A 20,058-nucleotide genomic window follows, 5' to 3' on the forward strand; every position below is an offset into this window, starting at 1 on the left:
CTTTACACTGTGATACGTTGGATTTTTGCGCCACAACGAGCCAATTTTTCTTCTAATCTCTCAAATCCACGATCAAGATGATAAACACGATTGACGATTGTTTCTCCCTTTGCTGCCAATGCTGCAATCACAAGAGAAACAGAAGCACGCAAATCCGTCGCCATGACAGGAGCCCCTTGCAAATTCTCTGTTCCATAGACAGTTGCCGTCTGCCCATCAAGCTTTATCTGTGCCCCTAAGCGATTGAGTTCTTGAACATGCATAAAACGATTTTCGAAAACCGTCTCTGTAATATGCGCGATTCCTTCAGCCCGTGTCATGAGCGCCATGAATTGCGCTTGGAGATCAGTTGGAAAAGCAGGATAAGGTCCTGTTTTAATATCAACGGGCATAATTTTGGTGTTCTTTGGATTTCGCTTAATATGAATTCCTTGAGGTTCTATTTGAATCTCGAGTCCTGTTTTTTGGAGCACCTTAAGCACTTTTGTGAGATGATTAGGATTTGCATTTTTAAGAAAGACATCTCCTCCCGTCATAGCAACAGCCATTGCATATGTTCCCGCTTCGATTCGATCAGCAATAACGCGTACTCTAGCACCGTTGAGTTTTTTTACCCCTTCAATTGTAAGCGTTGTTGTTCCTTCACCGGTTATTTGAGCCCCCATAGCATTCAGGGTTCGAATAAGATTTGTCACTTCTGGCTCACAAGCCGCATTCTCAAGAGTGGTTGTTCCCTTTGCCATTGTCGCCGCCATCAGCAGCACATGGGTTCCACCAACAGTGACTTTAGGGAAACGATAGTGAGCACCTTTTAACCCCTTTAGCGCTTTTGCATGAACATATCCATTTTCGATAGTAATCTGTGCGCCTAAAGTTTTAAGTCCCTCAAGGATAAAATCGACAGGTCTTGTTCCAATAGCGCATCCTCCAGGAAGCGAAACATAAGCCTCTGCGCATCGTGCAAGCAGAGGTCCGATAACCCAAAAGCTTGCACGCATTTTTTTCACCAGTTCGTATGGTGCCCGTGTTGTAGCTATTTTTTGCGCCGTAAAATGAATTGTTCTTGAATTCACACATTCATCGTTAAACTCTTGTCCATCAACGGCATATCCAACACCATGATTATTGAGAATACGAATAAGCAATTCAACATCGGCCAGATGCGGAATATTTTCTAAAGTGAGCGTTTCTTCTGTAAGCAGCGCCGCAATCATAAGAGGCAATGCAGCATTTTTTGCCCCAGAAATAGGAATTGTTCCTTGAAGTTTTTCTCCCCCAACAATTTGAATAGAATCCATCGTGTTTTCCCTCTTTTCCTTTGTGCCTGCCCTTCCAAAGGATTGTCCCCCTTCGGGAAGTTATGCTTTATTAATCGTTTTAGAACGCATTCTAACTATGAGAACAAATTATTGAGAAGTTTGGTTGCAAAAATTTACTAAAAAACATTTTTTTGCATTTTAGAGCTTTTTGCATTTTAGAGTTCTGGTTGTGCTCTTTTTCGGCTTTGCTCTTTTCGACGTTTCAGGTTTTGACGCAATTGTTGTGCCAATCTTTCTTGACGTCGTTTTGCTTTTTCATCTTGATGATTAATTTCATTTTGTTTTTGTTTTTGATGCATTTGTGTCATTGCGCAACCTTTTAAACAGTGTTGAGCTTCTATCCAAGCAACTCATAACCTTAAATATTTAAGCATATAAGAAACATATGTCATGACATAAGATACGTTTTCTTGCAAGAATATACAAATGTTCTCTTGCCTATTTTCTGACAATATGGCACAAGACAGCGCAAAGATTGAAAAGGGCTGCGGTAGCTCAGTGGTAGAGCACTCCCTTGGTAAGGGAGAGGTCGAGAGTTCAATCCTCTCTCGCAGCACCATTTTATTCTTCTTTTGCCTCTCTCTTCTTGCCCTTATAAGTCTTCCCTATAAGCCTAAATCTTTTCCCCCAACCTTCATCGGCTTCATCAAATCCTCCATCCTTTAAACCATGCGCTTCAATAGCCTCAAAATCAGTAGCCTCAAAATCAGTAGCCTCAAAATCAATGGCTTCAAAATCAAGAGCCTCAATGCCACGCTTAATCTCTAAAATGCTTTGCGAACGGCTTTTGAAATTGACCGCCCCCCAAAGAATATCCCCCACCCCTTGCCTCCCCTCTCTTTCCTTGCCCCTCCCCTTTCCTTGCCTCTCCCTCTCTTTCATTTCTGTAAGATTGTCCCCCTTTACTCCTTCTCTTTGCCAAGCCTCACTATTGCAACAACTCTTAGCACTTGAGACGGTATAGGCATTTTTATTTTTTCAATATTTTATTTCTTGAATATTTTTCCCCACAAGCTCACCCTGTTTGTAATATGCAAATAAACGATTTTACTTGATTCAATATAAGAGCGTCTGAATAAGAAGGGTTGAAATAAGAACATCTCACACTATTTCGGGCTCTCATTGAAATTCAAATTAAATCTCAATAATGAATTATTATAAACTCATTGTTTAAACATATCCCATTGATACCTTTATCCGCCCCAAAATGAATAATCTTATCTTTCTAGCCTCTCTATCCACCTCAAGCAACACAAGCATTCCCTCTAAAAATTAGAATAAGCTTCATCGATCCTATTCGTCATTTACAACAGATCTAACAGAGCCATTTCCAGAACCTCCTCTCAACTCAACGCCTTTCCCATTCTCCCCACCCCTTACCAAAAGCAAAAAACAAACAGTGATAAAATCCCCCTCAATAAAGCTTTCACTAAGCACCCCACGCTCCCATATGGCAAACATCCCATATGGCAAACATCTCATATAACAGACATCTCATATGACAGGCATCCCCATATACTAGACATCCCATATGGCAGAAAATTGAGAGCCTGCCTTTTCAAAGAAGATCCCTCATTACCAATTTTATACACTATGGTTTTCCACGTGCTCTAAGCCTCCCTCTTTCAACACGCATCTTTTTTATACGAATACTTTGATTGATACGGATAGCGTTATTCGTCTTGCATAAGAGCCCCAAGAGCGAAAAGCTCTCTCCCTCTGTTCTATTGAAATCAATCACCCCTCTTCGCTTACACTTCACAAGCAGAAAGATCCGTATGGCGAGAAACTTTCCAAGAAAAGCATATCTCTTCGTAAGAAGCCTCCCAGTAAACGAGATTATGAATCGTCTCAAGAGCTACAGCCCATGCCGCAATTTTGGCAACGGGCCCCAAATAGTACCAACTTACTTTTTCATAAAGTAAAGATAGGGTGCGCAATGTTTATAATCTCTGGGGGTATAATCTACGGACTTTATAATCTACGGGGCTTGACCGTTATACCCCTCACGATATTATTCACAGGCGCCAGTATGAAATTTATGAACGCCGGCATAAAATGGCTGTGAAATGAGCTTAGAGCGAGATATCTTTATTAAAACAAGTGCGTGAATGTACAACAACAAGTATATTTCATTTGGAGTATTTTGGATATTGCCTACTCTCCCCACCCTAGGACAACCATTTTGGCTACAGATCCCCTTATATTTTCTGCATATTTTCTGCTGTCATATCTCCTCCAATAAGCTAAAACCCCACATATGCGGGGTTTTAGCCAGTACCACACCTTTATTTAGACACATTATGATCATTATAACCATTTTTATTAAATACGTTTTTACGTATATTTTCAACACAAAAATAACACATATTGATTTATTTAACAAAAATGACTTATAAAAGCTCATCAGAAACAAACGACAATAAATACCCTCTGTTTAAACACTTTATTTTCTTCGCTATAGCAATAAGCACTGTTTTATTCACGCATCATACAACGAGTGGATGTACAACAGATGGTCTTTTTGTTGGAAGTACTTCTCCGATCAATTGTATTTCAAAAGAATATATAAGACAGAAAATAAAAAAGAAGCTATTAGAAAAAGAACGCGAAAGAGAATGGTTAGAGCTTGAACAATTTTCTGTTAGCGCTTGTCTAGGTGGAAAATTTCCTGTTTATTATGGCGTTTCTATTATCGATTGTGTTTCAGAGGAAGAACTAAAACAAAATCGTCTTAATCAAAATCGTTTTAATAATGAAATTAATATAATGAACTTATTCCTGCAATGGTTTATCGTAGCATTCGTAATAACAACGATAATGTCTGTTCCCATAAGTTTACTTTGGCGTTTTAGATTTAAGGTTCCTGCCTGTTTATTTACAATAATGACAACCTTGGCTATTATTGCCGTCCCTTTTACATTTGATTTATCGTCTCTCTTTTAATCTATTTTTGTAAAAAATATTTCTAAAATATTAAAAACACCCTGCATTTTTAAGCGTTTTGAACTGTATCTCCTCTCATTTAGAGACAATAGCCCCAAGTACAGCCATGCCACTCAATACAATTTTCACCATATTTATAACATAAAAATAACACATGTCGATACATTCAAAAGAGATCAATTAAACGATCTTATAAAATAAGAGCAATACACAAAGTGGCTGTATTTAATGATAGTAAATGAAGACGATTATTATGGAATTCTTGGTGTAAGCTACGCATGCAACGATAAACAGATAAAATCTGCTTTTCGTAAATTAGCTCTGCAATACCACCCTGATCATAATTCTAGTACCGAAGCAGAACAAAAATTCAGAAAAATTTGTGAAGCCTATGAAGTTCTTAAAGATCCTCAAAAGAGAGCTGCTTACAATCAGTTCTATCATAAAACTTTTAAAGATAATGACAAGGCTTCTGAAATTAGTAGAAAGCAAGAGAACAGACGACAAGATAATACCGAGCATGTAATTGGTAGTATCATGAATGTAATTTTCATTATTTGTGGAATAATACCTATAATGTGTTATATAATTTCGTTTTTTACGTGGAATATACCACTAGGAATAATAAGTATAGGGTTATTAATTTTCATCAGTATAAAAGGATATTTGGTAAATATTGGTGCATTTATCTTCGGGATCATACTAATATCATTTATCAAAGTTATATGGAGAAGTATCTATTGATCAGTGCTTTTGAAGAGCTTTAAGATCAGCCCCACAGTGAATTCACAAGGTGTGGTCATTTTTGATTTTCTATAACAAAGTAGTGTAGAAAAACATAAAGATTATAATGTCTCTATCCGTTCTTTTCTTATTCTCCCCTTTCCTCCACCCCTCTATTTTTTCCACAACCCGCCCCCCAATCTTTCCCCCAATAAGCCCACTTGACTCCACACAGACTTTTTCTCATGCCCCTACATCCTTTTCCCATATCGGCTAAAAAAAACGCCCCTCAAACGACTCTTTCTTAATGAACAAAAGTACCACAAGGACCATTTCCTCTCCAATGAAAAAGCACTTGTCCGGCAACTTCGCCATCATGGGGGACTTTCATCGCGCCCCCAAACACGGCACAACACAAAAGCGGCCAGAAGCTCCCCGTTGTCCCAATACGTCTAAACAAGCTTTAACGACCTCCCCCGCCAAACACCTCCTTCCATTTTCCAGCATGCTTTACGTATCATTCCAAGCTCCCTACTTGCGTGCCGCAAAAACATAAAAACCGGCTCTTTTCCTCCTTGAACGTGCCTTTTTATAGGTTGGAACCTGTCTGTACTGCTGCTTCCCTCCCCCCTAAACCTCATTTTTGTTCTCCAGCATGCTTTCGTGTCACTCCAAGTCACAGGATAACGACCTGCCCCCTTCATCCCCACCATTTCCTCCTCATCCCGCTCCAACATTTCTCTTCCCAAAGCCGCGTATCTCCCCCTTTTCCATATCGGCTAAGAAAATCCCCCACGCCCCCGCAAAGCTCTCTCCCCCCAAGAACGAAAGCATAACGTACACCATTGTCACCACAATGAAAAAGCAACTCAGCCCTTTCATTGCGGCTCCCCCCCCAACACTCACCACAAAAGCACCCAAAATCACAGCCTCCATACCTCTGAACACTTAGCCTTACTCCCCATTCTCGCTTTCCCCTCCAGCATACGTCTTGTCTTCATTCCAAGCACCCTTTCCCCCCATTGCCCAACATGGCTTTCACATTCCTGTCCCCTAAAGTTCGCTATGCTCCCTGCTTCCCTGCGCCCCCTTATTTGGCACCCTCCTCCAACACAAAAACCAGCTCTTTTCCCTCTGCTCTTTCCTTTTTATAGAACTTTGCCTCTCCTCAACGCTACACAAGATCCCTTCCCACCCCGTCTCATTCTCGTTTTCCCCTCCAGCATACGTCTTGCATGCGCTCCAAGCACCCTTTCTTCCCCCTCCTTCAAAGCAATTTCTGTTCTTATATGAAAACCTGTCCCAACACTCTTAATTTGCTGTACCATCTTCTCCAAAGCCTCATTAAAACGGCTAATTTCATTTTCAAGCTTGCAAATATACGCTTCATCACGATAAGCCCGTTTAATCAAAGGAGGCATATCCGGCCAATAGAGCATTAAATCCACCCATTCGCGTTGAGAAATCCATAACCCTCCTTGACATTGTGCTTTATGTTCTGCTGGAAAGCCCTTTTGCATGAAATGAGGAATTAAAATTTCAGGTTTTTTTGTTTTAATTTCCAACAATCCATTTTTTCCAACAAAAGCATCGGGAGAAAATCCTTGTCCGCGATCATCAGCCAAAACAAAGCCAATACATTCAGGTTCTGTATGTGTCAGTTTCCCATAAAGCTGTCGCGCGCTTGGTTCTAATTCAGTCCCACGTCGCATAGAAAGTGTTGCCCCTTCATCAACGGTTTTTCCGGTAATTCTTTCTCCCGCCAATTTCATCATCACACTCTGATAGCGTGACGTTTTTTGCCCTTGTTTTGTTCGTGCCATAACCATCTCAAACAACGAAGCCGTAATCAAACCATTACGCGCTTGCTGCCATTCCTCTGTTCCTTGAATACAATCGATAATGATTGGCATAGTATTTCTCCCCTTCATCTTTAAGGTGTTTTTTTGCAACATATTCTCTTTGAAACATTCATATCTTTTAAGATGCATTCCCCACTAAGAATGACAGCATCCTTAAATATTGTGCTGCTGAAATCACAAAAGCTTTTGGAAACGCCCCCTCAACTTCCCCCTCCCCACAAGTTTCTCATCCCCTCCTTTTCCATATCAGCTAAGCCCCTCCCAAGCGGCGCCCTCCCTAGACGAAAGCATAACGCGTGATATTTTCTCCCCGATAAAAAAACCTCTCGCCCATCATTGCCCCCCTAAGGCTCAATACAAAAACGGTCAGAACCGCGCCCCCATAGCTTCTTCCTCTTCTTCCCTCTCAAACACCTTCCCTCATTTCCCAACATGCTTTCACATTCATATCCAAGCTCTTTGCACTCCCTGCGCTCCAAGCCCTCTACTTTCCCCCTCCTCCAACACTCTACTCCTTCCCCCTACACGGAACTTTTTTTAAAGATTGACATCTCCTCAACGCTATACGGCTGCCCCTTTTCCACACCTCATATCTCCCCTCCAGCATATGCCTTGCATACGCTTCAAGCTCTCCTCCCCCCACTCGTCCTCCCTCTTAACCAGCCAACCACCAACATTTTCCCCAACAAGCTTCCCCCCAACATCCCTCCTCCCCACAAGTTTCTCATCCCCTCCTTTTCCATATCAGCTAAGCCCCTCCCAAGCGGCGCCCCCCCTAGACGAAAGCATAACGCGTGATATTTTCTCCCCGATAAAAAAACCTCTCGCCCATCATTGCCCCCCTAAGGCTCAATACAAAAACGGTCAGAACCGCGCCCCCATAGCTTCTTCCTCTTCTTCCCTCTCAAACACCTTCCCTCATTTCCCAACATGCTTTCACATTCATATCCAAGCTCTTTGCACTCCCTGCGCTCCAAGCCCTCTACTTTCCCCCTCCTCCAACACTCTACTCCTTCCCCCTACACGGAACTTTTTTTAAAGATTGACATCTCCTCAACGCTATACGGCTGCCCCTTTTCCACACCTCATATCTCCCCTCCAGCATATGCCTTGCATACGCTTCAAGCTCTCCTCCCCCCACTCGTCCTCCCTCTTAACCAGCCAACCACCAACATTTTCCCCAACAAGCTTCCCCCCAACATCCCTCCTCCCCACAAGTTTCTCATCCCCTCCTTTTCCATATCAGCTAAGCCCCCCAAGTCGTCCCCCCCCCCAAGAACGAAAGCATAACGCACACCATTGTCACCGCAATGAAAAAGCACATGGGCCCATCATTGCGGCGCTCTCCCCCAGCACTCAACACAAAAACCCCCAGAAGACCCCCATTGTCCCAATATGTCTAAACAAGCTTTAACGACCTCCCCCGTCAAACACCTCCTTCCATTTTCCAGCATGCTTTACGTATCATTCCAAGCTCCCTACTTGCGTGCCGCAAAAACACAAAAACCGGCTCTTTCCCCTTGAACGTGCCTTTTTATAGGTTGGAACCTGTCTGTACTGCTGCTTCTCTTCCCCCTAAGCCTTCATTTTTGTTCTCCAGCATGCTTTCATATCACTCCAACCCCACTGGATAACCCGCTGCCCCTTCATTGCCTTATCCCCCAATGAACCAGCCGGCAACTTCCCCCCCCACACAAGCGTCCGCAATTCCCCATATATAGGGCTCTTTTCTTCATGCCCCCCCTTTCCATATCGGCTAAGAAAATCCCCGCAAAGCTCTCCCCCAAGCGGCTCCCCTAAGCTCCCCCCCCCAAGAACGAAAGCATAACGCACACCATTGTCACCGCAATGAAAAAGCACTTGGGCCCATCATTGCGGCTTCTTTTTTCAACCCTGCTACTGCACGACGGAAAAATCATGGCGGCAATATTCTTCCTCCAATTTTTTTGCCATAGACTGAGCCACCTCTTGCGATATAAAAAGTATAGCGTTGTGTTTTTGTGGTTCGAGTCTGATTAAATTTCGCGTGTTGCCAGCATAATAAAGTGGAAACCCTTGATACGAAGTCTTGAGATAACTTGGCATGTTTACCACCAATAATCTGTCAAGACATCACATGGGCGTAAACGATGCTGTTTTTCATAAGAGCCATAGAGATTATCTTCATAATCGCAAGCCGCTCTTTCATTTAAACAAGCATGATAAGCTTCACTATTCAAAATGAAGGGCTGCAATTGTGTATTTTCTTCATTCATTTCATGATTTTCGACATAAAAATCAGCGATTTGTTCCGTAACATCTTCAGCATGAGAAGTTGTCAGATCGAGTCGTAAAACTCTATAAACAGTTTCACATTCTTCAATCAGTTCGAGCACTTCTTCGATTTCGTCGATTGGTCCTTCATAAGTACAAGGATTTTCCTCTTCGCATAAAACGACAATGATTTCATCCTCTTTAACGAATGAAATATTTTTCATGATTTCCCCCTTTAGATAGTTGATAAAGCATAGCCTTGTCTTGACAAGACTAAATATAGCGTTAGTCTTATATCCTCTATAGGAGAGATGTCAACCATTTTATCCTTCATAAAAGATATATTTTAAATATCTACGGGGTTCAAATGACATATGTAAAGAAAAATCTATTATTCTTTGTTCCTCTCATGCCCCTTTGTTGTTCTCTATTTGTTCTTACAAAATTGCAATTATAAACACACAGGAGAGATAAAATGAGTGACATAATATTAATAAAACACTGGAGTCGCCTTGACTCAAAAGCACAGAAGGAAGTTATTTTGAAGCTTCGCCAATTGGTCGCCGCAAAAGAGTCAAAATCGCCTGTCTCTCTTGCGGAGAGAGTTTCGAAATAAGCTCTATAAATTCTTTATCTTCAGGGCTAGCCCCTTTCCCGTAAAGAATATAATTCATACTGATATTAATTTCGTGACAAATTCGCGAGAGAGATTCGATTGTTGGTTCTTTTCCTTCAGAAAGAATAGAATGAAGGTACCCCGCGCCTTTACCGGCAGCGAGGGAGATAGATCTTTTTGACCGCCCACTTTTTTCCAAAGCGATTCTTAATCTTTGACGCCAACCATCGATATTCATAATTTCACCATATAGCGCGTCTTTTTAAAAAAACACGTCCTTTTTATAAAACGGGCTTGCATTATCCTCTAAAAAGGATAAAATTAAGGAAACAAATTTTACTTTTTAGGGGGAATTTTTTTTATTTTTAGATCATAAAAACACTTTAACCACCCTACCGGATATAAAAGACCACCTCCAAAGCTTCTGCCCAAAAGCAAGTACGTTGAGAATGTGTGGTATTCTTTATTTTTTCCATCACCGCAATCTTAAACCGTAAGTTTGCATGCGCTTCAAGCACAGCCAATCATTTATAAGCATCGTAAAGAAGCCTCTAGTCATCATCGAACAGAGCCAAAAACAACACAAGTTAAATCCTTATTTGAGCTTTTATCATCAATAAAAATGTATAAAAAAGAAGAAAGTAGATTGCAGTATGAAATACGCTAATCAACAAGAAACTCCTCATTATGAATCGTCTAGGCTTCCATATGTTTGTTGGTATCAAAATGACTTTCTAGGAGGTGTACGTGGGATGCGCGCACACGAAATTGGAATCTATACGATTCTTCTCAATGAAATGTATGCCCGTGGCCGACCTTTAGAAATATCGAAAGAACGTTTAGCGCGTCTTTGTGGTTGTGACAAGCGAACTTTTGTTAATGTTTTAGAGATGCTCATCCAAGAGGGTAAGATTTTAAATTTAGCCAATGGATTATGGAACAAGCGTTGCGAAAATGTTTTTCAAGAGCGTGAAAAATTGCTTGAACAAAAATCCTTTGCGGGTCGTTCTTCGGCAAAAAAACGCAAGAAAATCAATGCAGAGATGCAACAACTGCTTAACGAAAGTCCAAAAGATGTTGCACAAAACTCAAAAGCTCAAAAGGCAGAAGAAAAGGAAACACCTTACGGTGTTTTAGAAAAGAAAATTTTGTTTGATGAGACAGAACCTTGTTTTTCCTGCGAAGAGAACTTTGAACAAAGCGATCATCCATCACCCTTATCGGCTCTTGATTCACCTCTCCCTTTGCCTGCCCAAGCAGAAGCGGAGCAAAAAAACGCCTCCCCTTTAAACGCTCCCCAAGCCGAGTTCACTCCCGCCCCTATCGCGCAAATTGTCACGGGGGAAAAAACAAAATCTGCCACCACTCTTCCTCCCAGCAATCTTCCTACCTCCGTCCCTCCTTCTTCCAACAAAAAAACCACAACCTCAGTTACCAAAGGGCATCGTCTTCCTGAGCATTGGCAAGCAGACATCAAGGCGGCAGTTTCAGAAGGTTTGAGTGAAAGCCAAGCCCATTGGCAAGAAAAGAAGTTTCGCGACTATTGGCAAGCCAAAGGCGGCAAAGAAGCTCTCAAAGTAGACTGGCAAGCCACATGGCGCAACTGGTTTCGCCGTGAGATCGAACGGCAAGAACAGCAAAAACAAAGGAGCTCCTCATCTTTTACCTCTGAGAACAATGACACGCTTTACCGCAGTTTGATCAACTATAACGACAATTTTTGACATCACACAAACAACGTATTTTTCAAGCAAGCGCGGGGACAAAAATGCTTCAAAACCACAACAGCATCGGACAAAACAAAAGGCGGCAAAACAACATTTGGATAGGCGATTCACACAGCAAAACGCGTCAACATCGACCATTTTGCTCTCATCACAAAAGCGTTTTCCCCACGCAAAAGACCCCCACAGGCACCCCAACATACACACCCCAACATGCACCCCAATACACCAGGACTCCAGCATGCACCACCCCCTCAGGCATATCCACCCCGCCCTTCTTTCACCCCCTTCCTCCTTTCCACCTTCCTCCTTTTCCCAAGGCGCCACTTCCCATGCTCTTGGCAAACAAACATCAACAGAGCAGCTTCAAAAAACTTCAATGAAAAGCAAACTCTTTGGTAACAAAACACCCCTCCACACAGGCACCCCAACTCATGCCCCAACACCCCCCCAACAGGACACTCCAACATGCACCACACCCTCACAGGCATCCGCCCCACCTTCTTGCATCCTTCCTCCTTTCCGCGTTCCTCCTTTTCTCAAGGCGCCACTTCCCATGCTCTTGGCAAACAAACATCAACAGAGCAGCTTCAAAAAACTTCAATGAAAAGCAAACTCTTTGGTAACAAAACACCCCTCCACACAGGCACCCCAACTCATGCCCCAACACCCCCCCAACAGGACACTCCAACATGCACCACACCCTCACAGGCATCCGCCCCACCTTCTTGCATCCTTCCTCCTTTCCGCGTTCCTCCTTTTCTCAAGGCGCCACTTCCCATGCTCTTGGCAAACAAACATCAACACAGCCATTTCAAAAAGGTTTGAGTGAGAGTCAAGCCCATTGGCAAGCCAAGAAGTTTCGCAACTATTGGCAAGAAAAGAGCGGCAAAGAAGCTCTCAAAGTAAACTGGCAAGCCCCATAGCACCACGAGACTTTACGATCAGATCAAACGGTGAGAACAGCAAAAACAGAGTCCTCACTTCTCACATCTTGAGAAAAACGAAAATAATATCACGAATGACCATGAGCACAATTTTTGAAATCAAACAAAAACTTATCTCACAAGCAGATAGAATAGCAGAAATGCTTCTTCCCCAAGGGCACAAACGAGGTAACAATTGGATTGTAGGCAACACACGTGGTGAAGCTGGTCAAAGTTTATCGATTTGCTTGAGTGGTAGTAAAGCAGGACTTTGGTATGATTTTGCAGAAAGCACAGGAGGAGATCTTTTAGACCTTTGGTGTGAAGTCAAAGGCATTAGCCTTTCTCAAGCCTTAGAAGAAGCACGCGCGACTCTCAATCTGACACGCCCCAAACCCTTTATGGCGCCCCATCGTTCCTATCGCCGTCCACCGGTTCCTACAGGGCAGAGCCCGCAGAATCTTGTAAAAACCTATCTCCACGAAGAACGCCGCATTCCTCTAGAAATTATACAGCGTTACCGCATAGGAGAAGATGGCGAAAAAATCATTTTTCCCTTTTATAAACCCGACGGCACCCTTGCTTTAGTCAAAGAACGGCTTGCGCAAACGGGAGCAAAAACCAAACCAACAGCCTCCCAATGTGAACCGATTTTATTTGGTTGGCAAGCCCTTTACCCCACAAACCACGCCTCCACGCACACATCCCAGCAGGCGACCCAGCACACACCTCAGCAAGCATTCCAACACACACCCCAGCAGGTACCCTCAACCAACCCCGCCTCTACACAGGCATCCCAAAACACCGCCTCAACCAACCCCGCCTCTACACAGGCACACCAAAACACCCCCTCAACAAACCCCGCCCCACACGTGCCCCAAAACACCGCCTCAACCAACCCCGCCTCCACGCACACGGCCCAACAGGCACCCACGCACGCGCCCCAACAGGCGCCATTCCCCATTCTTTCTTCAACAAACCGTACAATTGTTATCACTGAAGGAGAAATTGATGCGCTATCCTTAGCCGCCTATGGATATCCGGCGGTTTCTGTTCCCTTTGGAGGAGGCAGTGGAGGAAAACACAACTGGATTGAAAATGAATTTGATCATTTAGAATCTTTTGAAACGATTTTTTTAGCCACCGATATGGATCCGCCCGGAGAAGAAGCAGCCCGTGAGATTGCCAGCAGGCTTGGACGCCACCGTTGCTACCGTGTCCGTTTACCTCGCAAAGATGCCAATGACTGTTTAACCGCAGGGATCGATAAAGCCACCATAAAAGCCGCCTTTTCCTCAGCACAAAGCTTTGCCCCAGAAGGTTTACGGCGCGCCTCAGACTATAAAGATCAAGTGATTGGGCTTTTTTGGCCAGAGCCTGAAAAACATCTTGGTTATACGGTTCCCTATCCTAAACTGAAGGACAAATTGCATTTCCGCCCAGCAGAATTAACGCTCTGGAGCGGTGCGAGTGGTGCAGGTAAAAGCCAATTATTATCAGACTGTATTCCCCATTGGATTGCACAAAAGAGTCGCCTTTGCTTAGCGTCTCTAGAAATGAAAGGAGAACAATCGCTTCGCCGTTTAACCAAACAAACGGGCGGCTTAGAACAGCCTACAAAAGAAACGATTGAACGGATTCTTCATTTTTTAGACGATGGGCTTATTCTTTATGAGCATGTTGGCAAATCAAGCGTTGACACCTTGCTTGAAGTCTTTGACTATTGTCGTGCGCGCTATGGCTGCGATCAATTTATCATCGACAGTTTGATGCGGCTTGGCATTGCCTCTGATGATTATGCAAGACAAGAACAAGCCGTTTATAAAATGGTTGATTGGGCTGTTTTAAACAATGTGCACATCCACCTTGTAGCCCATGCCCGCAAAGGTGGTCTGGATAAAGATATCCCCAGCACAGAAGACATTAAAGGCGCCTCAGAAATTGGCGCCAATGCCTTTAACATCATCACCATTTGGCGCAATCGGTCGTTGGAAGATAAAATCTTTGCCGCCTCTCTAGCACAAGAAAAAGCAGATTTAGCAAAACGCCCAGGCGTTATTATGAATATTGCCAAACAACGTTCTGGTGATTTTGAAGGCAAAATAGGGCTTTGGTTTGATCCCCAAACCTACCGCTATCGCTGTTCTTTTGAACAATCATTCCCTCGACGTTATCTGTAATACCCCATAAACCCCACTCTCTTTAAAAACGCCTCCGCTTTCAAACGCGCACGCCTTGCTCCCACAGAAACAACAGGAACGATCAATCCACAAATGATGAAAAACACCCAATCCTTCGCGAACCAAAGCCTGCTCAACCCTAGATTCTCTGCTCCCAAACGCAAACAAAAAAAGATCGCTCCAACAACGGCGCAAAACACCACCCCCTTCAATAACCACAAACAACGCGTCACCACCCCATCTCGCCGCCCCCTCATATGCAAAATCAAGAACCACTCCAACAGTGCAGCAAACACGATCCCTATCAAGGACAGGAGTCCCCATGGTATGTCCATACTCTCCATCCCCCAAAGAGCTAAAAAAAGGACGACTCCTAAAATGCAATAAAACAGCACTTCCTTCAAAAAGAGGGAAACACCACAAATACAATAAAACGCCGCCCGCCACCACGAAATATCGAAGCGCTTGGAAACCTTATAAGTACTAATAACGACAACAATAAAAAGGTAGGAAAATACCAACAACAGCAAAAAAAACAAATCGTTCGACATCACATACCCCTCACAGCAAGCCCATTAAAGATCACACCCATAAGACAAAAAACACACCCTACTTTAAGAACCAAGCCCATAGAACACGTGCACGCCTTACACCCTGATAAATCAAAGGAAAAAGAAATCCAACAATAAAGGAAAACATCCCATCATTCGAGAACCAAAGCCAGCTCAACCCTAGATTCTCTGCTCCCAGACGGGTAAAAAAAAGGATTAGTGCCAAAATGCAGCAAAACAGCACAAAATTCAAAGCACGCAACGACCTCTGTAGCACCGTATCACTTTGCTCGCGTATAAAGAACCCCAAGAGCACTTTTAACAATAAAGACAAGAGCAAAACCTTTAAGAATACCGCCCTTATGCTATCCATATCTCTGATGCCCACAGCAGCAAACCACAGGATAAAGCCCATCATGCAACAAAACATAACCGCCTTTAAGAACACTTGCCAAGCAACAGGCATACTCTTGACGCCCAGATACACCAAACCAAGGACAGTTGCAAAAATGCAAGAAAACACCGCCCCCTTTAAGAGCAGCTCCCCATCAACAGCGCGCCTGCCCACGCCCACATAAACAAAACCAAGGTAGGTGGCAAGGGCGCCCTAAAGCACCACCCATCTCCAAAACATCCACCCTGTAACAGAGCGACGCTTTGCTCCCTTATAAATAAAAATCAAGGCAAGAGCAAAAAAGCAGAAAAACCAAGGCAACAGCCAAAACATCACATCGTTCGACATCAAATACCCCTCACAGAAAGAACATCAAAGACCATGCCCGTGGGAAAGAAAAATGCTCATTCTTTTTAAGCACCATCCCAACAGTACACGCACACACCGTACCCCCTCCAAAACAAACAAAGGAACGAATCCAACACTGCTCACAAACACCCCATTGTTCAAGAACCAATGCGTGCTCCAGCCCATATGCTTTACTCCCACATGTGCCAACCCAACGACAGTGCCAATAATACAAGAAAACACCACCCACTTGAAGCACCACACCCCACGCGATATCCATTTACCCCGCACCCTCATAAGCAAAACCAAGGACAGCGCCAGCAATGCAACAAACACCGCTCCTATCACTAAAAATTCCCATGATATATCAAAACGCTTCGCTCCCTTATAAGCAAAGCCAAGAACCACTACAGCAATGGTGCAAAACACCACCCCCTTCAAAAACACGCCCCACGATACAGTTCTACTGTTTGCTCCCACAACAATAAAACAAAGGACAGCTCCAGCAATACAAGAAAGCTCCACCCCCTGCCAAAACACCTCCCACGTAATAGCCGGTCGCCCCGCATCTTCATAAGCAAAACCAAGGACCATGCCAACAACGCAGCAAAACGCCAGCCCCTTTAAAAATATGTCCCGCGCAACCACCATACGCCCCGCTCCTTCATAAGCAAAAATCAGAGACCATGCCAAAAATGCAGCAAAAGATCAATCCTTTTCAAAGAATGAAAGCCTAAACCCAAGACGCCTTGCCCCTCTATAAATAAGAGCAAGGACAAAGCCCAAAAGGACATAAAACACCCACTTGTTTGAAAACCACACCTGAGCCAAACCAAAATGCTCAGCTTGCTTATAAACAAAATCAGAGACAGCAGCCAAAATGAAGCTCAACAACACCATCTTGAGGAACAAACCCTTCGTTACACCACGCCGCTGCATTACTTCATAACCCAACATAAGGAAAATACCGGGAATGCCATAAAACGCCATAGCTCGTAAAAATACGCCCCACGTCATCCCAAGAGCCTTCATTTCCACATAAACAGCCACAGAGACATAGGCTACAATACAGCTAAACACCAATCCCTTCAAAGACAAAAGCCCGCGCAACATCATGCCATTCCCCCATCAAGTCATTCAAGGAAAATCCACCATGCGACAAAACACCCCTCTTTTCAAGAACCAAATCCATGGGGCTCCCACACACAAGCGCAACAGTCCAAGTCACCCCAAGAGCGCATACCCACACGGCACACTCCAACACATGTCTTCCTCTCATCCCCCTCTTTTGCCTAGAGCAAGCAACATTTTTTAAAAACGAGAAGCAAAATTAAAATTTTTAAGGAGATGCTATGACCCATAAGCAGAAAAAAAATATGCAAACCTGCCCGCTTGATCATCAAAATCAAGAAAAACACATTGGTCATTTAAAGACGCAAGAAATCCCTGTTGAAACGCGTAATCCTTATTTTAAACCCAATCATCGAGAAAGTTCCAGCAACCCGCGCACCATCAATGCCATTGCCAATGCACAAAGCCATCCCATTGCACTTTTATATGCGAAAGGACATCTCAGCAAAGCCCAATATAAAGCGGCAGAACGTTTTTATTTTTACTGGCGTCAAAGCCAAGCCGATCTCCACATGAGCCTTGACTACACCCGTGAAAAGGTTTCCTGTAGCCAAGGGTACACACACCCTATTGAACGTCAAATAGAAGCCTCCAATCATTTAAGAACAATCAAAGTTCAACTGGGGATTCTTGGCTATTCACTGCTTGAACGCGTTATCGGCCATGGACAAGCGATAAAAGAATTAAGTTCTTCAAAACGCAAACAAAACTCCCTTGCCGATCATTTACGAGATTGTTTAGACTTGCTCGCATTTCATTGGGGATATGCAAACCATAAACATTTTGAATAATCCCCCTCCTCGCCATTTTAAGCGGCCTCCCATGTTGCCCCGCCCCCTCTAAAGAAACCTCCCCCACACGGGCTCAACCATTGAGCAGCTCTCGCCCCTATTTCCATTACCTTGCCCCCACCCAAAAGGACAATACTTCCCCCCCCACACATACTTAAGATACACCCCACACTCTTAAAAACAAAAAGCCTTCCCCCATATCAGTCCTATAATCATGAGGGGCTCTTAATTCGTTTTTGATTGAAGAATATTATCAAGATGCTTGCATGTATCATAATATTTTTAAATATAGTTTAATTAATATCGAGTCTTAAAACAAATATTCAATTGAAAAAAGTATTACGTTTTAATGCAAAATGACAAAATTTTTTGTAAAAAGTATTTTTTATATTGCTATTTTTTCAATTCTCTGCTAAGTATAATATGGTAGGTTCTTTAAGTATGATTTTTTTGTATTTAGTACGGCCTTTTAAATTTATTCTTTTTTGACACGTCCTGCGAGTCAATGTTAAAATTCTCCTACTTTTTGGTCCTCTGATTGCGACGGAGGACTTTTTTTTATAACTGTACTTTTTTATGACTGTATTGTCTTAAATCACTTCCTTATGAGCTTTGTGATAATTCCTCCATAAGGTTTACCCGCAAAATAGATCATTCTTTTGTCAAATTGACTTGCGTTCCATTCTTAAAGAACAAAGATTCTTAACTCAATCTGATTTACAAACAGCTTGGATACACTTCCCTCTTGGCTTCCATTCACTCTTGGCTTCCATTCAGGATTTTCCGCTAAACTCAAGGCGCAACAGAAGCTTGCTCTGTCTTAAAGATTCACCACGCCCTTAAAAAAACACTTAAAACATATCCAAGGAAGCTTGCTTCATATCACCAAACCTCAAATGACCGTGTTTTACGACATAACAGAATGACTTAACTACTGGATAACTTTCTTTATCGCCCCCCAACAGGTTGATGTATCACGACAACATATTGATTTATAATCATCATATCCCGTTATCCATATAAAATTAAGAGACGCAGATATCATAGGGATTCTCTCATTTTAAATTTATTTCATGTTGCATCAATCAACACCTTGTCTTTTCCACATTACAAACATGAGAGACATATGAAATAACGCACTTCAAAGATTTCAAAGATAAAGAATCAAAATGCCTCTTATGAACACGCTCAAGAGCCAAAGGCTGTCATCATATGAGGCGCGAATAGTATGATAATGTGCTGGCTTTTCCTTATGAGAATTTAAAGAAAGGCTTATCCACTTCACAAGAGATTTCTCCATTATCAGATTTACCAATATCTCCAATCACCAATATAATTGTGATGATAAGATCACATAATGTTTTTAAACAAGTAGGTAAATGTGCAACACAAATATATTCTATTTAGAACATTCTGTTTTATGTGAGTCGCGTAAACTCCCATTAAAAAACAAAATCCCCCATTAAAAACAAAATCCCCCATTAAAAACAAAATCCCTATGAGAAAAAATCTAAAGCGTGAAGATAAAAACATGAGACAAGTGTGATTCCATTCAGATATTGCTCTTTAACCGTCAAACCGAATAAAAATAGATCCGGCCAAATAAAAATAGATCCAGAAAATATGTTAATCTTCCTACCTTAAGAGATAAACTAAGAATATAGACAACATCTCTCCTAACATTCCCCTTTTTCTAGCATCGCTTAAGAATCAAAAGTTATACAGCTTATTTTGTCATATTATAAAGCACTGTTTTTTAAGGCGGTATTGAAGCAGTTAAAACAATTGAAGTGTTTAGCCAACGCCATCGCCATTAGCAAAGCTAAAAAAACAAACTGTTGAAAAGCCGTGCATATCTTGTGTAAACACAAAAAAAACAAGAAAAAGGCACAAAAATATCTCAATTTTTATAAAAATACATCAGCGTCTTTTACGATTGTATTGACGAACAACCCTTATCACATAATCATCTTAAATATTGAGAATAAAGAATGAATAGCCCTCGCAAATACAGCAACCTATCAATAAAAATATAAAAACAAATCTTTTTGTTATCTCTGTTTCTTATGGAATATGCCTTTCCCTATGGATGCACTTTAGCCTCCAAAGAGTGCATTCAATCCATGGAAAGGATGCACTCCGCGCCTTAAAAAGAGTGCATCCTTCCCCTCAACGGAAACTGCCAAACCCTCATAAAGGCAGTATCCAATCTATAAGAGGATGCACTCCGCGCCTTAAAAAGAGTGCATCCTTCCCCTCAACGGAAACTGCCAAACCCTCATAAAGGCAGTATC

At 42.5% G+C, this 20,058-nt stretch carries 27 protein-coding genes, 1 tRNA gene and 1 pseudogene; 7 read left to right on the plus strand and 22 right to left on the minus strand.

All coding sequences use genetic code 11. From position 1 onward, the window contains the following. Positions 1 to 2: 2 nt before the first annotated feature. Together murA and ACFIMA_RS05380 are read right to left on the minus strand one after the other, a co-directional pair. The gene (gene murA / locus ACFIMA_RS05375; RefSeq protein ID WP_375613603.1) at positions 3 to 1,298 is read right to left on the minus strand and encodes a UDP-N-acetylglucosamine 1-carboxyvinyltransferase; all 1,296 of its coding nucleotides are present in this window, start codon (positions 1,296 to 1,298) and stop codon (positions 3 to 5) included. A gap of 176 nt (positions 1,299 to 1,474) precedes the next feature. Beyond that, complete coding sequence (locus tag ACFIMA_RS05380; RefSeq protein ID WP_375607050.1) at positions 1,475 to 1,627, minus strand: hypothetical protein; 153 nt, start codon at positions 1,625 to 1,627, stop codon at positions 1,475 to 1,477. A gap of 176 nt (positions 1,628 to 1,803) precedes the next feature. Between ACFIMA_RS05380 and ACFIMA_RS05385 the strand changes: the two genes are divergently transcribed. Next, positions 1,804 to 1,878, plus strand: a tRNA-Thr gene (locus ACFIMA_RS05385). Positions 1,879 to 1,880: 2 nt separating this feature from the next. On the opposite strand, the gene ACFIMA_RS05390 is transcribed toward ACFIMA_RS05385, so the two are convergent. The 3 genes from ACFIMA_RS05390 to ACFIMA_RS05400 form a co-directional block, all read right to left on the minus strand. Continuing rightward, the gene (locus ACFIMA_RS05390) at positions 1,881 to 2,141 is read right to left on the minus strand and encodes a hypothetical protein (protein WP_375693170.1); all 261 of its coding nucleotides are present in this window, start codon (positions 2,139 to 2,141) and stop codon (positions 1,881 to 1,883) included. Between the two features lie 471 nt (positions 2,142 to 2,612). Continuing rightward, positions 2,613 to 2,801, minus strand: a complete 189-nt coding sequence (locus tag ACFIMA_RS05395; protein WP_375653634.1) for a hypothetical protein — start codon at positions 2,799 to 2,801, stop codon at positions 2,613 to 2,615. Between the two features lie 269 nt (positions 2,802 to 3,070). Further along, a complete protein-coding gene (locus ACFIMA_RS05400; RefSeq protein WP_375677876.1) occupies positions 3,071 to 3,259 on the minus strand; it encodes a hypothetical protein in 189 nt (62 codons plus the stop codon). Between the two features lie 448 nt (positions 3,260 to 3,707). Here ACFIMA_RS05400 and ACFIMA_RS05405 point away from each other — a divergent pair, with 448 nt between their 5' ends. Further along, positions 3,708 to 4,265 (plus strand): hypothetical protein, encoded by a 558-nt coding sequence (locus ACFIMA_RS05405; protein ID WP_375693169.1) that lies wholly within the window; start codon positions 3,708 to 3,710, stop codon positions 4,263 to 4,265. Between the two features lie 228 nt (positions 4,266 to 4,493). After that, positions 4,494 to 4,733: pseudogene (locus tag ACFIMA_RS05410) on the plus strand (DnaJ domain-containing protein); the annotation flags it as partial. A 559-nt stretch (positions 4,734 to 5,292) separates the two neighbouring features. Here ACFIMA_RS05410 and ACFIMA_RS05415 read toward each other — a convergent pair. The 10 genes from ACFIMA_RS05415 to ACFIMA_RS05460 all read right to left on the minus strand — a co-directional run bounded on the left by ACFIMA_RS05415 (position 5,293) and on the right by ACFIMA_RS05460 (position 9,957). Further along, entirely contained in the window at positions 5,293 to 5,448 is a 156-nt protein-coding gene (locus ACFIMA_RS05415; RefSeq protein ID WP_375640867.1) for a hypothetical protein, read from the minus strand. Further along, complete coding sequence (locus ACFIMA_RS05420) at positions 5,441 to 5,725, minus strand: hypothetical protein (RefSeq protein WP_375677878.1); 285 nt, start codon at positions 5,723 to 5,725, stop codon at positions 5,441 to 5,443. The genes ACFIMA_RS05415 and ACFIMA_RS05420 overlap by 8 nt, the downstream gene beginning before the upstream one ends. Further along, complete coding sequence (locus tag ACFIMA_RS05425; RefSeq protein ID WP_375627714.1) at positions 5,709 to 5,936, minus strand: hypothetical protein; 228 nt, start codon at positions 5,934 to 5,936, stop codon at positions 5,709 to 5,711. Before ACFIMA_RS05425 ends, ACFIMA_RS05420 begins: the two co-directional genes overlap by 17 nt. Before the next feature lie 200 nt (positions 5,937 to 6,136). Further along, positions 6,137 to 6,901 (minus strand): lambda exonuclease family protein, encoded by a 765-nt coding sequence (locus tag ACFIMA_RS05430; RefSeq protein ID WP_375693168.1) that lies wholly within the window; start codon positions 6,899 to 6,901, stop codon positions 6,137 to 6,139. 510 nt (positions 6,902 to 7,411) lie between these two features. Next, complete coding sequence (locus ACFIMA_RS05435; protein ID WP_375693167.1) at positions 7,412 to 7,567, minus strand: hypothetical protein; 156 nt, start codon at positions 7,565 to 7,567, stop codon at positions 7,412 to 7,414. Positions 7,568 to 7,909: 342 nt separating this feature from the next. Then, positions 7,910 to 8,065 carry a hypothetical protein gene (locus ACFIMA_RS05440; protein ID WP_375693167.1) on the minus strand — a complete coding sequence of 52 codons (156 nt, stop codon included), beginning with the start codon at positions 8,063 to 8,065 and terminating at the stop codon, positions 7,910 to 7,912. A gap of 360 nt (positions 8,066 to 8,425) precedes the next feature. Further along, a complete protein-coding gene (locus ACFIMA_RS05445; RefSeq protein WP_375693166.1) occupies positions 8,426 to 8,683 on the minus strand; it encodes a hypothetical protein in 258 nt (85 codons plus the stop codon). A gap of 63 nt (positions 8,684 to 8,746) precedes the next feature. Then, positions 8,747 to 8,935, minus strand: coding sequence for a hypothetical protein (locus tag ACFIMA_RS05450; protein WP_375631886.1), 189 nt, complete (start codon positions 8,933 to 8,935; stop codon positions 8,747 to 8,749). 2 nt (positions 8,936 to 8,937) lie between these two features. After that, a complete protein-coding gene (locus ACFIMA_RS05455; RefSeq protein WP_375631888.1) occupies positions 8,938 to 9,327 on the minus strand; it encodes a hypothetical protein in 390 nt (129 codons plus the stop codon). 312 nt (positions 9,328 to 9,639) lie between these two features. Continuing rightward, positions 9,640 to 9,957: an XRE family transcriptional regulator gene (locus ACFIMA_RS05460; protein WP_375631890.1), complete on the minus strand. Its 318-nt coding sequence runs from the start codon at positions 9,955 to 9,957 to the stop codon at positions 9,640 to 9,642. 415 nt (positions 9,958 to 10,372) lie between these two features. Between ACFIMA_RS05460 and ACFIMA_RS05465 the strand changes: the two genes are divergently transcribed. Continuing rightward, positions 10,373 to 11,443 (plus strand): DUF1376 domain-containing protein, encoded by a 1,071-nt coding sequence (locus tag ACFIMA_RS05465; RefSeq protein ID WP_375631892.1) that lies wholly within the window; start codon positions 10,373 to 10,375, stop codon positions 11,441 to 11,443. A 254-nt stretch (positions 11,444 to 11,697) separates the two neighbouring features. Here ACFIMA_RS05465 and ACFIMA_RS05470 read toward each other — a convergent pair whose 3' ends face one another. After that, on the minus strand, positions 11,698 to 11,934 hold the full coding sequence (locus ACFIMA_RS05470) for a hypothetical protein (RefSeq protein ID WP_375653617.1): 237 nt from the start codon (positions 11,932 to 11,934) through the stop codon (positions 11,698 to 11,700). Between the two features lie 201 nt (positions 11,935 to 12,135). Here ACFIMA_RS05470 and ACFIMA_RS05475 point away from each other — a divergent pair, with 201 nt between their 5' ends. Further along, the gene (locus tag ACFIMA_RS05475) at positions 12,136 to 12,369 is read left to right on the plus strand and encodes a hypothetical protein (protein WP_375653675.1); all 234 of its coding nucleotides are present in this window, start codon (positions 12,136 to 12,138) and stop codon (positions 12,367 to 12,369) included. A gap of 101 nt (positions 12,370 to 12,470) precedes the next feature. Beyond that, positions 12,471 to 14,549, plus strand: a complete 2,079-nt coding sequence (locus ACFIMA_RS05480; RefSeq protein WP_375693164.1) for a toprim domain-containing protein — start codon at positions 12,471 to 12,473, stop codon at positions 14,547 to 14,549. On the opposite strand, the gene ACFIMA_RS05485 is transcribed toward ACFIMA_RS05480, so the two are convergent. From ACFIMA_RS05485 to ACFIMA_RS05510, 6 genes are read right to left on the minus strand one after another with little or no spacing between them, the layout of a single operon-like run. Continuing rightward, the gene (locus ACFIMA_RS05485; RefSeq protein ID WP_375693163.1) at positions 14,540 to 15,100 is read right to left on the minus strand and encodes a hypothetical protein; all 561 of its coding nucleotides are present in this window, start codon (positions 15,098 to 15,100) and stop codon (positions 14,540 to 14,542) included. The genes ACFIMA_RS05480 and ACFIMA_RS05485 overlap by 10 nt on opposite strands. A gap of 58 nt (positions 15,101 to 15,158) precedes the next feature. Next, a complete protein-coding gene (locus ACFIMA_RS05490; RefSeq protein WP_375693162.1) occupies positions 15,159 to 15,668 on the minus strand; it encodes a hypothetical protein in 510 nt (169 codons plus the stop codon). A gap of 39 nt (positions 15,669 to 15,707) precedes the next feature. Continuing rightward, a complete protein-coding gene (locus ACFIMA_RS05495) occupies positions 15,708 to 15,842 on the minus strand; it encodes a hypothetical protein (protein ID WP_375693161.1) in 135 nt (44 codons plus the stop codon). A 24-nt stretch (positions 15,843 to 15,866) separates the two neighbouring features. Next, positions 15,867 to 16,535 (minus strand): hypothetical protein, encoded by a 669-nt coding sequence (locus ACFIMA_RS05500; RefSeq protein ID WP_375677883.1) that lies wholly within the window; start codon positions 16,533 to 16,535, stop codon positions 15,867 to 15,869. A gap of 15 nt (positions 16,536 to 16,550) precedes the next feature. Next, positions 16,551 to 16,958, minus strand: coding sequence for a hypothetical protein (locus ACFIMA_RS05505; protein WP_375693160.1), 408 nt, complete (start codon positions 16,956 to 16,958; stop codon positions 16,551 to 16,553). Then, complete coding sequence (locus ACFIMA_RS05510) at positions 16,915 to 17,106, minus strand: hypothetical protein (protein WP_375631906.1); 192 nt, start codon at positions 17,104 to 17,106, stop codon at positions 16,915 to 16,917. Before ACFIMA_RS05510 ends, ACFIMA_RS05505 begins: the two co-directional genes overlap by 44 nt. A gap of 88 nt (positions 17,107 to 17,194) precedes the next feature. Between ACFIMA_RS05510 and ACFIMA_RS05515 the strand changes: the two genes are divergently transcribed. Beyond that, positions 17,195 to 17,764, plus strand: coding sequence for a hypothetical protein (locus tag ACFIMA_RS05515; protein ID WP_375621509.1), 570 nt, complete (start codon positions 17,195 to 17,197; stop codon positions 17,762 to 17,764). Positions 17,765 to 20,058: the final 2,294 nt, after the last annotated feature.

The organism is Bartonella sp. AP88HLJMH, assembly GCF_042195605.1.
Classification (GTDB): Bacteria; Pseudomonadota; Alphaproteobacteria; order Rhizobiales; family Rhizobiaceae; genus Bartonella.